This is a genomic window from Prosthecobacter sp. SYSU 5D2, from assembly GCF_039655865.1.
GTDB lineage: Bacteria > Verrucomicrobiota > Verrucomicrobiia > Verrucomicrobiales > Verrucomicrobiaceae > Prosthecobacter.
On sequence record NZ_JBBYXL010000009.1, the window covers coordinates 289544 to 303663 of the forward strand.

9 protein-coding genes are annotated in these 14120 nt (G+C 55.3%); 6 read left to right on the top strand and 3 right to left on the bottom strand.

Annotated features, from left to right (window positions below):
- Window positions 1-83 precede the first annotated feature (83 nt).
- The 6 genes from WJU23_RS17120 (at window position 84) to WJU23_RS17145 (ending at window position 10631) form a co-directional block, all read left to right on the top strand.
- Entirely contained in the window at window positions 84-2174 is a 2091-nt protein-coding gene (locus WJU23_RS17120) for a ThuA domain-containing protein (RefSeq protein ID WP_346333826.1), read from the top strand.
- Between the two features lie 33 nt (window positions 2175-2207).
- Window positions 2208-4487 (top strand): PVC-type heme-binding CxxCH protein, encoded by a 2280-nt coding sequence (locus WJU23_RS17125; RefSeq protein WP_346333827.1) that lies wholly within the window; start codon window positions 2208-2210, stop codon window positions 4485-4487.
- A 562-nt stretch (window positions 4488-5049) separates the two neighbouring features.
- Entirely contained in the window at window positions 5050-6030 is a 981-nt protein-coding gene (locus WJU23_RS17130) for an adenine-specific methyltransferase EcoRI family protein (protein ID WP_346333828.1), read from the top strand.
- A gap of 7 nt (window positions 6031-6037) precedes the next feature.
- Window positions 6038-6844: an EcoRI family type II restriction endonuclease gene (locus WJU23_RS17135; RefSeq protein WP_346333835.1), complete on the top strand. Its 807-nt coding sequence runs from the start codon at window positions 6038-6040 to the stop codon at window positions 6842-6844.
- A 167-nt stretch (window positions 6845-7011) separates the two neighbouring features.
- Complete coding sequence (locus WJU23_RS17140) at window positions 7012-8580, top strand: sulfatase (protein ID WP_346333829.1); 1569 nt, start codon at window positions 7012-7014, stop codon at window positions 8578-8580.
- Between the two features lie 152 nt (window positions 8581-8732).
- Window positions 8733-10631 (top strand): hypothetical protein, encoded by a 1899-nt coding sequence (locus tag WJU23_RS17145; RefSeq protein ID WP_346333830.1) that lies wholly within the window; start codon window positions 8733-8735, stop codon window positions 10629-10631.
- A 17-nt stretch (window positions 10632-10648) separates the two neighbouring features.
- On the opposite strand, the gene WJU23_RS17150 is transcribed toward WJU23_RS17145, so the two are convergent.
- From WJU23_RS17150 to WJU23_RS17160, 3 genes are all read right to left on the bottom strand, one after another.
- Window positions 10649-11578 carry a hypothetical protein gene (locus WJU23_RS17150; protein ID WP_346333831.1) on the bottom strand — a complete coding sequence of 310 codons (930 nt, stop codon included), beginning with the start codon at window positions 11576-11578 and terminating at the stop codon, window positions 10649-10651.
- Window positions 11579-12174: 596 nt separating this feature from the next.
- Window positions 12175-12405 carry a DUF4926 domain-containing protein gene (locus tag WJU23_RS17155; RefSeq protein WP_346333832.1) on the bottom strand — a complete coding sequence of 77 codons (231 nt, stop codon included), beginning with the start codon at window positions 12403-12405 and terminating at the stop codon, window positions 12175-12177.
- Window position 12406: 1 nt separating this feature from the next.
- Window positions 12407-14041 (bottom strand): DUF6883 domain-containing protein, encoded by a 1635-nt coding sequence (locus WJU23_RS17160; RefSeq protein ID WP_346333833.1) that lies wholly within the window; start codon window positions 14039-14041, stop codon window positions 12407-12409.
- Window positions 14042-14120: the final 79 nt, after the last annotated feature.

Genomic DNA, 14120 nt, shown 5'->3' on the forward strand with positions numbered 1-14120 from the left:
CAACATTTCATAAAATATGGCGAGGTCCAACCAGAATCCCCAGGCGGCCCTTCGTTAGTATAGGCCCCAGCCCAATGCCTTTTATGACCGCTCTGATCCGATCCTGCCTGCTTGCACTGCTCGCCTTTTCCCTCCCGCATCCATTGGCGGCGGCCAAGGTGGTGTTCATCTCCGGGAAGCCGAGCCACGGACCGATGGCACACGAGCATCGGGCGGGCAATCTCCTCCTTGCCAAGGCGCTGAGGGAAGCGGATCTGGGGATCGAAACGGTGGTGCTGCCCAAGGACGGCTATCCGGAAGATCCAAGCGTGTTTCAGGATGCGGACACGGTCGTGGTGTTCTGCACCGGCCATGAAGGGCACCTGCTCAATCCGCACCTTGAGGCATTCGACGGATTGATGAAGAAAGGCACCGGCGTGGTCATGATCCACTGGGCCACGGAAGCGCAGATGGGGCCGCCGGCGAAGAAGTTCCTGGAGTGGATGGGCGGCTACTGCGATCCGAGCTGGTCGGTCAATCCCCATTGGACCCCGCATTTTAAATCCTTCCCGGATCACCCCATCGCCAATGGCGTCCAGCCTTTCAGCCTCAATGACGAATGGTACTACCACATGCGCTTCGTGCCGGATCTGAAAGGCGTGACTCCGATCCTCTCCGACGTGCCCGGACCGGAAACGCTGACACGACCCGACGGCCTGCGCAGCGGCAATCCGGACGTGCGCCGCGCGGTGGCCAATGGCGAGAGCCAGTGTGTTGCCTGGGCCTATGAACGGCCGGATGGAAAGGGGCGCGGCTTTGGTTTCACTGGCGCACACAATCATAAGAGCTGGAAGGACGACAACTTCCGAAAGGTCGTCCTCAACGCCATTCTCTGGACGGCGCATGTGGAGGTTCCTGAAGCGGGCACTCCCTCAAAAACGCCCACCGATGACGAATTAAAACAAAATCTCGATGACAAACCGAAGCGGAAAAAACCAGCGCCAGCGGTCAGGAAACCTGCGGCAGCCGTCCTGGAAGCGGATCAACCGCGTCAGATGCATGCGCAGAAAATGAACAGCCGCCAGTCTCTCGTAACCTTGGTGAAGGCGGTTGATGCATCAGAGAATCCGACCCACCAGAAAGCACTGATCAGCGGTATGATTTTGGGCCTGGAAGGGCAGCGGGATGTCGCGCCGCCGGAAGGCTGGGCGGCGGTGAGCGCCAAGCTGGCCAAGAGCGATGACAGCCAGCTGAAAAAGCTGACCCAACAACTCAGCCAGGTTTTCGGCGATGAATCGGCGACCCTTCAGGCGATTGCGACCTTGAAAGACAAAACCGCCGATCTGGAAAACCGGCGTTCCGCGCTCGCCTCATTGCTGATCCAGCAACGCCAGGAGCTGCCTGCCATCTTAAAGCCCCTTCTTGATGAAGAAGCGCTGCGGATCGAGGCCATTCGTGGCTTTTCAAACTTCGAAATCCCCGAAGCCGGGCCGCTTTTGTTAGGCCGTTATCCCACCTTTGAGCCGGCGGCTCAGCGGGCCATCATCGAGACGCTGGCCACAAGAAAGAAGTACGCGGAATCGCTCTTCCAGGCACTTGAAGCCAGGACCCTTTCAAAAGAAGCGATCCCCGCTTACGCCATCCGTTCCCTGGGCAAATTGCTCGGAACCAAGTTCACCCAAAAATACGGAGTCGTGGAGCTGAATGAAGACAAGGAATCACTGATCGCCGAATACATGAGAATCGCGGCGGCCAATGGCCAGATGGCGGGTGCGAGCGCTTCACTGGGGCGGGTGGTTTTTCAAAAAGCCTGCATGGCCTGTCATCAAATGTATGGCGAAGGCGGGATCATTGGCCCGGATCTCACAGGATCCAACCGCGCCGATCTCAATTACCTGCTGCTCAATATCATTGATCCCAGCGGTGACATTCCTGATGCCTACAGAATGGTCACCGTGACGACAAAGAACGGCCAGGTCCTGGCCGGAAGTGTCACGGAAGAAGATGACCAGCGGGTGGTCCTCAGCATGGTCGGGCAGAAGACGACGGTGGCCAAGAGCGACATCAAATCCCGCGAGACTTCAGATGTCTCGATGATGCCGGAAGGTCTGTTGAAAACCCTGACCCCGGAAGAGGTGCTGAATCTTTTCAAATACATGCAGACAAAGGAGCAGGTGGCGCTGCCGAAACCCTGATCTCCAACAAGTAACCACTCACGACTTTTCCGAATGAACACCGGCTTCCCAATCTCTCCATTCAGGCTTGTTTGCCTGTTCCTTTGCCTCGCATCGCTTGCCTCCGCTCAGCGCGGGAAGCAGCATAATAAAAGCGATGCCCCTTTTCTGAAACCCGCCGAGGCCGTCGCAGCCATGGATGTTCCCGAGGGATTCGAGGTCTCCATCTATGCGGCGGAACCGGACATTGGAGAACCCATTGCCTTCACCTTTGACAACCGGGGCCGGGTCTGGGTGGTGGAAAACTATAACTATGTGAATCGAAAAAATCACAACGAAGATCAGATTCTCAGCCGGATCCAGATCTTTGAAGACACCGATGGCGATGGCGTCTTTGATACGAAGAAGCTGTTCACCGACCAGATCAAATTTGCCTCGGGAATCGCGGTGGGATTTGGCGGCGTTTATCTCGGCTCGCCGCCGGATTTGCTGTTCATCCCTGATGCCGATGGCGATGATGTCGCTGACGGAAAACCAGAAGTGTTACTCGACGGTTGGGGAATCCAGGACCGGCACGAAACCCTGAACAGTTTCATTTGGGGACCGGACGGCTGGCTGTATGGCTGTCAGGGCGTTTTCACGCAATCATTGGTTGGGAAACCCGGCACGCCGAAAGAAGACCGGACCTTTATTGATGCCGGGATCTGGCGTTTTCATCCCGTCAGAAAGGAATTCGAAATTTTCGCGCTCGGGCTGTCAAACCCATGGGGCTTCGACTTCAATGATGTGGGCCATGGCTTTGCGACCTGCTGCGTGATCCCGCATCTTTTTCACGTGGTTCAGGGCGGCATTTATCACAAGCAGTCCAAGCCCCACGTGAATCCTTATGTCTATGACGACATCAAGACGATTCGTGATCATACCCACCTCTCCGCCCATGGCGGCGCGCGCTTTTATCTCGCCGATACCTTCCCGGAAAAATACCGCGACCAGCTTTTCATGTGCAACATTCATGAGCACGCGGTCCTCACCGATGTGATGGTGCCGAAGGGATCAAGTTACATCGGGCAACATGGCGAAGACTTTATGCCCACCAACGATCTCGCGTGGGTTGGTTTCAGCGTCGAGATCGGCCCGGATGGCGGAGTCTATATTCTGGACTGGCACGACACGGACATTTGCGGCAACTCGGTGAACTTTCCCGATAGCGGGCGCATCTATCGCATCATGCCCAAGGGCGCGAAGAAAATGGACCGACCTAACCTCGGCAAACTCTCCGACCTGGAACTGGTGGCCATGCAAAGCCACGCGAATGACTGGTATGTCCGCCAGGCCCGTGTTGAATTGCAGGCCCGCCTGGCTGCTGGAAGACTGGATCAGAAAGCCGTTTACGCCGCGCTCGAAGAGCAGTTCACGAACGCAGTCACCAGCCCAAAAAGGCTGCGGGCGCTGTGGGCCATGCATGTCGCGGGAGGTTATTTGGGAGACCGGAAAGACGCGCTTGTCGCTCTGCTGAGTCACGACGACGCGCACATCCGGGCCTGGTCGGTGCAACTGCTCACCGAGGATAAAAAACCGGGCGACGACGTTCTCGCCAAGTTTTTGGAAATGGCCACGAACGACAAATCTCCGACCGTCCGCATGTATCTCGCTTCCGCGCTGGGCCGCCTTCCTGTCGCCCAGCGCTGGGCGGTTCTGGGAGCTCTCGCCCAGCACGAAGAGGACATCAACGACAGCAACATTCCCCGCCTGCTTTGGTTCGCGCTTGAGCCTGCCGTCCCGCAGTTTCCAGACAAGGCGCTGCAGACTGCCCTTGCGGGTAAAATTCCGTTCCTGCAAGAGTCCGTGGCCCGCCGCATGGTGAGCGGTTCTCTGAGCGAAAGCGACGGCCAGGGAGCGGATCATTCAGCGCAATGGAAACGCATCATTGACGAGTATGCCCCTGGGTTTGAGGCCTTCAATGTAGGCAAGGGCGGAGTCATCAAGCTGCAGGAATTTCGCAACGGGCAGGGCTTTCAAACGCATCCCAAAGACAAAAACACGCCCTGTTCTCTGCAACGTACCGTGAAGATTCCGGCGGATCAAAAGACCACGTTGAAGGTGCGGGCGAGCTATCATCCTCACGGCGACTGGCAACTGCGAATCCTGGCGAATGGAGAAGTGCTCCACGATCAAATCGTCAATTATCAGAACGTGAAGAGCGAATGGCTCGACCTCGAAATTGACCTTTCAAAGTTCGCCGGCAAACCGGTCAAACTTATACTCGAAAACAAGGCCAATGACTGGAAGAACGAGTTTGGTTATTGGGGAAGAATCCAAATGGTCCATGAATAGAGCCACTTCCCATTTTATAAAAGCCACCCAGCACGATGAAAGGCAGGCGTCCCGCCAGGCACCAAATGGGGTCAGGCAGGAATGGCACTGAATTAAGGCCGCTTTGGGATCAGATTCGCGGAGATTTCTCATCCGAAAACCAGCTTAATTCAGTGCCATTCCACACTGCCCCCGTTTTCCCGCAGGAACGCAGGCCGATATCGTGCACGCTCCTGCCTTGCTTGAATCCGTGGAGGATAGACGGGTGCTCATGGACAAGGCCTATGACAGCGATGCGTTGCGCGAGCTCACGAAAGCAAAGGCATGAAAGCCTGCACCCACCGCGTAGCCCCGGTGGCTTACGACAAGGAGCTTTACGGGTGGAGAAATTCTTTGAGAAGATCAAAAGTATGCTGCGCATCGCCACGCGCTACGACAAAACCGACGTCTCCTTCATGCCCTAACGCGCCCATCGCTTTGAAAAAAAACCCATTTTTTTGCTCGTTTTGACATCAAAACTGCACTACATTAGGGATTAATGGATGTTTTGATTTCAAATGAAAGGCGGCGAACAAAAAGAAACATGCCGCGAGCCTTATTGACGGAGGCAAAAGCTAACAAAAAAGATGAGTTTTACACTCAACTAATTGATATTCAAAGAGAGTTACAACACTACGAGAACCATTTTCAGGGTAAGGTTGTTTACTGTAATTGCGATGATCCTCAAATTAGCAATTTCTTTAAATATTTTTCAGTCAATTTTGAACGACTTGGACTAAAGAAGTTAATTGCCGCTTGTTACAAGGACCAAAGCGTGGACTTGTTTAGCGAGCAAAAATCAGAAAAAGCAATTTACTTAGAATACACGGGGGACAATAATAGCAACAACGTCCCCGATCCTGAGCAGATTGGCATACAATACTTAAAGGGAGATGGAGACTTTCGCAGCGCCGAGTGCATTGAACTCCTCAAACAAGCTGACATCGTTGTAACTAATCCGCCTTTCTCGCTATTTCGCGAATATGTCGCACAGCTTATTAAATACGACAAGAAGTTCCTGATCATCGGGAATATCAACGCGATTACATACAAAGAGATTTTCCAGTTAATCCAAGAAAATAAAGCGTGGTTAGGTATAAACCTCGGTAGAGGAATTTCCGGTTTTATCGTCCCCGATCACTACGAACTTTACGGCACAGAGGTACAGATTGACGCTTCAGGAAATAGAATCATCTCTCCAAACAACTGCTTGTGGTTGACTAATCTAGACACCTTCAAAAGACACGAGGATATTACTCTAACCAAGACGTATGCGGGGAGCGAATCAGAATACCCCAAATACGACAATTTTGAAGGTATAAACGTCGATAAAACTCAGGACATCCCAATGGATTATCATGGGTTTATGGGCGTTCCGATCACCTTTTTGCACAAATTCAATCCAGAACAATTTGAGTTGGTGAAATTCAGAAAAGGCGACGACGACAACGATCTTTGCATCAATGGGAAATGTCCATATTTTAGAATTATAATCAAAAACAAGAGGCCAGTTGCCTCTAAATAAAGTTGTAATAATGAGCAAAGGACAGACTAGTAGATTAACAGCTCAGCACGTTTCTTCAGGGGGTGTAGTTGGGATATTTGGTGAAGGCGCTCAGGTCCATGATAAAGCCGTTGGGCGTGCGAGCCTAAAAGTATTGGAAGCACTTAAGTTGGCGCATCCGCTTTACCAATTCAGAATTAGGGCGGCGATCAAAAAACAGGAAATAAATGAAAAGCTGAAATCAATTGATGAGCGATTGGGCGAAACCCTTTACCTCAAAGATTCCGAAATTAGACCCGATGGAGGTGTTATTGAAGTCCTCGATAAAGAAAAAAAGTGGAGGGTAATTCTGGTCGGAGAGGCAAAGTTCCAAGGGAAAGACGTTGAGAATATTAAAGCAGGTATTCTGGTTGGGAAAAAGAAAGACCAACAATTGATGGCCGCAGGAAATGCGATTGAGCGGGTCTTTAAGAATATAAGTGAAGTAAGGAACTATATGCTTGATGAATACCACTTTCCATATGTGGTATTTTTACAAGGGTCGAACTTCGCGATAGAAACCTTCCAAGTCTTCAAGCCTGACGGAACTTTTGTAACCATTAGGCATGATTTAGGATCCTTGAACCGAATCGATAGGGTGACGGCGGCAAATTACTGCATGAAGATAAACAATAATTATTGTAAAAATATTTTTATAGCACACAGCAAATCATCTATCATGCTTCAGGCCGCTTCAATTTACGCTAGATGCGACCCTTGGGAAGCCGAAGAAATGCAAGAGATCATGTGGGAGGTCGCTAGCACTTCAATGGGGATACTAAATCAGTTGGGGTAAAAAATACAGGGAAACGGGGTCAGTGTGGAATGGCACTGAATTAAGGCCGCTTTGGGATCAGATTCGCGGAGATTTCTCATCCGAAAACCAGCTTAATTCAGTGCCATTCGGGTCAGGCAGCGTTTCTTGACAAAAGACCGGCTGACAGGAATACCCAATTCAAACCCATGAACAGAACACTCCTCACTTTCACCGCCCTGTTCTTTTGCGGCATCGCTCAGGCGAAATCACCGAACGTGATCTTCTTTCTCGTGGATGACCTGGGGCAGAGGGACATCGGTTGCTACGGCAGTCAGTTTCATGAAACGCCGTCCATTGATCAGTTGGCCAAGGAGGGCATGCTTTTCACCAACGCCTACTCGACATGCCACGTCTGCTCGCCGAGCCGCGCCAGCATTCTGACGGGCAAGTATCCCGCCCGGACCAACTTGACGGAATGGCTCGAAGGACGCCCTGAGCGGGACTACGAGCCGCTGCATCACGGGGAAAAGCTGACCGCCCTGCCGGACGAGGAGGTCACCCTGGCTGAAACACTCAAGAGCCACGGTTACGCCACGGCAAACTACGGCAAAGCGCACGTGAAGAAGGACCCGACGACTTATGGCTTCGATGAGGAGATCACAGGGTGGGTGAAGTCCTATCACCATCCTTTTGGCGCTGCTTACCATGGAAAGCTGCCGGCGAAAAAAGGCGATTACTTCACCGACAAGCTGACCGATGCGGCGCTGGATTTCATTGAGCGTAACCAGGACCGGCCCTTCTTCGTACACCTCGAACATTTCGCGGTCCACGACCCGATCCAGGGGCGGCCGGATCTGGTGGAAAAGTATCGCAAGAAGCTGGCGGCGATGCCGGAGCAGAAGGGGCCGGACTTCATTCTCGAACCCAACCCGGACGGGCCGCCGCTCACGAAGGACGAACTGGAGGCACTGGCGGATAATGACAATCTGAAGGCGCAACAGGACGCACGCGTCTGGTGGGTGAAGCAGAAGCAGGACAATGCCGAGTTTGCCGGCATGCTGGAGGCGACCGATGAAAGCCTCGCACGCATTCGCGCGAAGCTGAAGGAACTGGGCCTGGAAGAGAACACCATCATTGTCTTCACGGCGGACAACGGCGGCATGTCAGCGTCGAATGGGTATTGCGGTATCCATGGATCTCGTGAGGCGCTGGATTCCCGTTTTGCTTCGTCCAATCTTCCGCTCCGCGGGGCGAAAGGCTGGAATTATGAGGGCGGCATTCGCGTGCCGCTGATTGTCTTCTGGCCGGGCCGGACCCAACCGAATTCGACGACCGAAGCAGTCGTCACAGGAACCGATTTTTACCCGACTCTGCTCGAGATGATGAATCTGCCGCCGGTGCCGGATCAGCACGTGGACGGCAAAAGCTTCGTTCCGGCGCTGAATGGGGAGGCCTACGAGCGGGGGCCGGTCTTCTGGCACTTTCCGCACTACAGCAACCACGGTTACCAAAGCCCTGGCGGCGCGATCCGCTCGGGCGACTTCAAGCTGCTGGAGTACTACGAGAACGGCACCGTGCAGCTCTTCGACCTGGCCAAGGATATCGGGGAGCGCAACGACCTGGCAAAAGAGCGGCCCGAGGTGGTGGCCAGGCTGAAGAAGCAGCTCCAGGACTGGCGCGACGCCGTGGATGCCAAGATGCCGTACCCCAAGACAGCGACCTCGAAACCGGCTCCCGGCGCGCGTATCGCCATGCCCCCTGCGAAAAGAAACTAGTGCGGCGGGAAACGTTGGAATGATCCGTTTTCCCAACGAACGCGGCAGCGGACGGGCGACCCTTTCCCTGCCGGACTTCCGTTCCCCCAAAAAGCGTATGGGCAGGCTGCAGGCGTTAAATTCCTCACCCCGGCAACGTAAACCTGGGACCGATGAAACCGCTTCCAGCCTCTTTCCATCCCCTCGTCATGGCCTTGTCCCTGTCTGGCCAGGCACTCGCCGCGGTGGGAGACCCTCAGTTAGGCACCGATCATCCCTGGTATCCCGGCGAGCTGGCGATGTCTGACTTTACCCGCTTGGCGAAGACGCAGGCGGAGCAGTACGAGCGCAGCACTGGAATCTCGCCAAAGGACGATCACCACAAGGCCCTGGCAGCCTGGTATTTTCGGAACACGCACTATGCCCATGGGGAAGAAGGCAAGGAAGACTTGTGGGGGAAGGGTTTCGCCAATGATAACACGCATACCACGCGGGATTATTGGACGGGGCTCTTTGCCCATGGGTTCGCTTTGTGCGGCACCACGCACGCGCAGTGGACGGCAGAGCTGGATGCGCTGCTGGGCCACTGTCGCAGCCGGGTGACCGGCACCCGGGGACACAACAGTTTTGAGGCGTATCTCACTGGCGGCCCCTATGGCTCTGGACGGTGGGTCATGTTGGATCATGATCTTTCCACCGTGATCTTTGATCGCGAGGGCAAAGCCCTGCTGGGACTCGACCAGATTGTGCCTCAATACCAGCAGGTCGCCAGCCGCCAGTTCTCCCCAGACCGCCAGCAGGGCTGGCTGGTCTGCGGACTGCATGAAGGGGACGCGGCTTCGTATGCGGACTACCGCAGTGCCGAGTATCTGGCAGGTTATGCCGGGCCGCCACCGATGGTGAATCTGCGCAAAGGCGAGTCCATCCGGCGCTACTTTGCCCCGGGCTTGGAGGACGGTCAAACCTTTGTCTTTTGGGGCCGCAACTACCAGTCGGGCGGCATCCCAGGTCCGGAGCGTTCACGCACCTGGGTGAACCAGCCTGAACAGATGTTCGGCTCCAAAAAGGGCGCCGCCCATGTCACCGGCCAGATGCGCTATGGCAACGCGGTCTATCGCTGGCAGCCAGACTTTTCCGAGGGCGTCACGAGTTCCGATGACCAGCAGGTGACCCTGGAATTTTTCACACCCTACATCATCGCCGCCAGCCCACCCGATGACACCGCCTGGGGCATCTATCAACCGGGCTGCAAGCAAGGGCTGATCCTGCGCGGAGCCCTCACATGCGAGGTGGCAGTCTCCACCGATGGCGGGGCAAGCTGGCATGCGGCGGGCACGTTTTCCGATGGCCTGGATCTCACGGACCAGGTCAAAGGCCACCGCCAGTACCATTTGAAATTCGGCTCATCCATCGCGGAGCTTAAAGACCGTGGCTTGATCATTCAAACCATCTGCCAGGCCAATCCCGCCACCTTTCCCCGGCTCAAGGATAACCGCACAGCGATCCGTTATGAAGTCAGCGGACGCGGCATTGTGAGCTTTGGACCGACCCTGCCACAGGCAAGGCCACGGGTGATCGCAGGAGCCTTTGACACGCCAAAGCTGACCCTGCAGCTGGCCACTCCGCGCAAAGAAAGCATCCAGGAGCTTTGGGTGGCCGCCCAAGTAGCCTCCAGCAATCCCCCCAATCCGGAGATCAAGTATCAGATCGAAGCCTCCACAGATTCCGGCAAATCCTGGTCCCCCATCCTGGAGCACCCGTCCATCCAGAGAACCGCTGTGGAGCCAGCGGATTTTTGGTCGCAATCCATGTGGAGTGCCAAGCTGACGTTTCCAGCTCCGGCTGCCGACACGGTTCAAGTACGGTTTTCTAACAAGGGTGGCAAGCGCTACTTGAGAGCTGAAGGTCACCTCATTTACCCCGTGGATCGGGGTCCTGCGGCCATCACCTTCGCTTGGACAGACAGTCGCGGCTCTCATCAACAAACCGAGACCCTGCCACCCGGCGGAACCTGGAATCTGAGCACCGGCTCAGATGTCCGCACGCAGTGGGTAGAAATAGCCCATCCTTGAAAAAGATGCCGTGATTTTTATGCTGTCACGAGTCGCAATCTGTCCCCGTTTCCTGCTGACCCCGTTTCCTGCTTTAACTCCCCTGCACCCAGGTCCTGCGCGGTGATTTTTGCCACACTTTTTGTTCGTACCACCTCCTCCACATTGGCGCGGTCCACGGTCTTCACGGCCTCACCCACCTCCTGGAAACCGCGTTTGCGGATTTCGCGTTCTGCCACGGCTTTTATTGCCTGCTGATCCTGGGTGTTCAGAGCCTGGAGACTGGCGCGATCCGGGCCATCTCCAACAGCAAGCTGGAGCTGAACAGTCTCAGGATTCAACTGGGCCTGTGCAGTGAGACGCCGGACATCCTGTGCATAGGTGATGTCTTTGATTTTTTCCGACTTTTCGTCCCCGGTCCGGTAGGATGATTTTTGGACCATGGAGATGGCCTGAGCCATGCCTTCATCCCCGTGCGTTTCCACCAGGTTCATGACCTGCTGGTCTTCACCCTGGATGGCCCTGAGACGGACACCTTCTGCCAATGACCCGGCGAGGGCGTTAAAGTGCTCATCGGCCATGCCGCCGGCGTTGGCCAGGGGGCGTACTTGGGCGACTTCCTCCGGCGTCCGGGCGGCCTGGATGCGGGCGGTGACGGCGGTGGCCAGGCGCTGCCGGGACTGGTGGCCGGCGGCTTCGCGGATGCGCAGGGCGTGGCCCTGGGAGTAGCGGGCCAGGGTGTGGGTCATGGCGCGGCTGGCGGCGCGGGAGAGGTCGGCCTGGCCCAGCTCCTGGCTTTCAAAATCCGTCTTGAGCTTCTGCCAGTGCGTCTCCCACTGGTCGGGGTCCGGCTCCTGCGCCTGGAACTGCCGCTGCTGCAGGGCCATCTCCTGCATCTTTCCCTCCAGGCCGATCATGACCACGGCGTCCTTTTCCCGCCGCCGCTCCACGGCATGGTCTGTGACCATGCGCCCGGCCTGTGCGGCCGGTTTCGCCCAACAAATCACTCACCACTCTGTCACCAGACCCGCAGCCAGACGCAAGGGCGGGAGATGGAGTGGGGCCTGACAAGCCTGACCAATGAAAGTTCTTCAATCATCTTACTCTCTCTCAGTTTCCGACCACGGCTCCACGTCATCCGCACTCAGAGTAAAGGTGACATCGCCGGTTCTTGAATCCTCCAAAGTAGTTCCCTCCTCGTTACTGAACTCGACCTCGTAAGCCGGGGGCCTGTCTTCGTAGACGATAAGGACAGTGCCAACCGATCCAACGGGGACCGCACGGTTAACAATGGGTCGGATGAGCCTGACCAATGAAAGTTCTTCAATCATATTATCCCCTGCTCACTTTCGACCACAGCTCAAGCTCATCCTCACGAACTGTAAAAGCGAATATGCCAGTTTGCCGGTCCACTAGTGTCCTTCCTTCTGCATCTATAAACTCCACCTCGTAAGCCGGTGGAGAGTCTTCATGAACCATGAGAACCGTGCCCACCGATCCTACGGGCACCGCAGGGCTGGAGATGGGGCGAACGAGCCTGACCAATGAAAGTTCTTCAATCATCCTATTCCATGGCAACTTCCGCACAGGGCTCTACATCCTCCTCACGCACAGTGAAGGTTATCTCTCCCGTTTCGATGTCCACCAGAGTCTTCCTTTGCGCGTTGATAAATTCCACCTCAAAGGCGCGATAAGGGTGTTCGTAAACGATGAGGACGGTGCCCACCGATCCCACAGGAACCGCAGGGCTGGAGATGGGCCTGACAAGCCTGACCAATGAAAGTTCTTCAATCATATTATTTGTCTTCGGGGAGAATGGTTACTAACCTAATAACACCATCAGGGTTCCTAATCCAGCAGACTGTCACTGAAATCACTTTTCCATTCGCTCCTTTGAGAGAAATGATCTGATTAAATTTTTGCCCAAATTCTGTCGTCTTTGTGGTTTTAGCCGTTTGAGGATCAAAGACAAGCTGCCGGCCCAAATCATCCACATTGCTCTGGGTAAACCCTAAGGCGCCTTTGAACCACACTGACTTGGGACCTCCTTCTGGATGTTTGGGGTCCAGCAGGTAGGTGCGCAGTTTGTAACTAATGCTCTCCTCAGTCGTGCCGGTTAGATGTTTTTTATCCGATGGGTCACTTGCGGGTTCTTGCGTTTTGCTGCCATCCTTCGGTGGCGGGTCTGCAGGCGTTGGATCGGGCTGTTTAGCTACAGGCGGTTCAACCATCTGGACAGGCTCATGGCTGGCATCTCCAGAGCTCAAGGTGCGGAGCTGGCCGGGAGGCAAGCCGGTGATGGCGGCTGTCTGGGCTTCATCGAAGTCCCGTAGCGTGCCGTTGATGCTGAGGCTGTAAGCTCCGCTGCTTTGGCGGCCGAGGATGACAACGGTCTTCGGATTCCCCCGCTTGTCATATCCGGTGATGCCATGCCAGAGCGCGTTTTGGGAGGTCAAGCTGAAGGTTTGACTTTCCTCCATGTCGAGTGTATCTTGTGAGAGCGCCTCTGATTGTGGTGATGAAGTCGGACCCGCAAGGGTGTCTGCGTCATCACGCTTCCTTTCAGAGGCGCGCTCTGTTTCTATCGCCTCAATAGAGTAAATGCGGTTTCCCTGCTCCATTTGTACCAGTTCTTTGACGGTGAACTTGACGTCATAGGGTCCCATCTGGCTATGCACCCGGTGGACGGCTTTGATGTTCGGGTCGTTATCTCGGTCAGGTTTGGATTCGGTGATCTTTCCAGTCTGGAACAGCACCTCAATGTTTTCGATGGCCGCGAGATGAGTGTCGATGTCGGCAGACTTTCGTACCGCAGAGCTGCTGACCATTTTGGCTGCCGTCTGATTTGAAATATTGGCAGTTAGGCCGTCCGCCGTAGTCATGGGCTTGCCAGAAAGGCCGCGCAGATGAATTCTGGCCTCATCCAAATTCTTGAGGGTCAGGCTGAAGGTCACGCCCCCGGACTGGCCATTGAGGACTTCCTGCAGACGTGTCCGCTGTTGAAAGTCTGAGGCCGAGTCTATGCCAGGCGCTCCTGCGGCCGTCTCCTCCGGAGCCGCTGCAACGACCTCTAGGCTCTCCACATGGGCGGCCTGCTGGGAAAGTCCCACGGATTCATTGAGAAACTCTTCGATGTCACCCAGCTTGCCTTCCTTCTTGGCCTTCATGAGCCGGGCGGTCTGTTTCAGCACCTGGTGGAAGAACTCTGCGGTCTCCTTCAGCTTCTTCATCAGGCCGGGGGCAACGCCGTCTTTCTCCGCCTTCCTGAGCCTGTTTCGCTGAGCCCGGATGATGCTTGCTTCCTGGCTGCGGACAGCTCCGGTGATGGCATTGCCTTTGCGTGTCCCCGTAGCCCATAATCTTGTCAGTGCGGAATACGCCTCGATCACCGCCACGTCGTTGCTGGCATGGGAAACGGGGTCAGGCGACATGAAGCCTGATAAATCAAGGGTTCCAGCGGTATTTCCTGGGTAAAAGCGCGTTTGTTATAGTGGCGGTGTCATGAGCACT

Bases quoted from the DNA above. Each gene is read 5' to 3' on its own strand.
- WJU23_RS17140 (WP_346333829.1), top strand. From the start codon at position 7,012: ATGAACAGAACACTCCTCACTTTCACCGCCCTGTTCTTTTGCGGCATC.
- WJU23_RS17150 (WP_346333831.1), bottom strand. From the start codon at position 11,578: ATGGTCACAGACCATGCCGTGGAGCGGCGGCGGGAAAAGGACGCCGTG.
- WJU23_RS17145 (WP_346333830.1), top strand. From the start codon at position 8,733: ATGAAACCGCTTCCAGCCTCTTTCCATCCCCTCGTCATGGCCTTGTCC.
- WJU23_RS17155 (WP_346333832.1), bottom strand. From the start codon at position 12,405: ATGATTGAAGAACTTTCATTGGTCAGGCTTGTCAGGCCCATCTCCAGC.
- WJU23_RS17130 (WP_346333828.1), top strand. From the start codon at position 5,050: ATGCCGCGAGCCTTATTGACGGAGGCAAAAGCTAACAAAAAAGATGAG.
- WJU23_RS17125 (WP_346333827.1), top strand. From the start codon at position 2,208: ATGAACACCGGCTTCCCAATCTCTCCATTCAGGCTTGTTTGCCTGTTC.
- WJU23_RS17120 (WP_346333826.1), top strand. From the start codon at position 84: ATGACCGCTCTGATCCGATCCTGCCTGCTTGCACTGCTCGCCTTTTCC.
- WJU23_RS17160 (WP_346333833.1), bottom strand. From the start codon at position 14,041: ATGTCGCCTGACCCCGTTTCCCATGCCAGCAACGACGTGGCGGTGATC.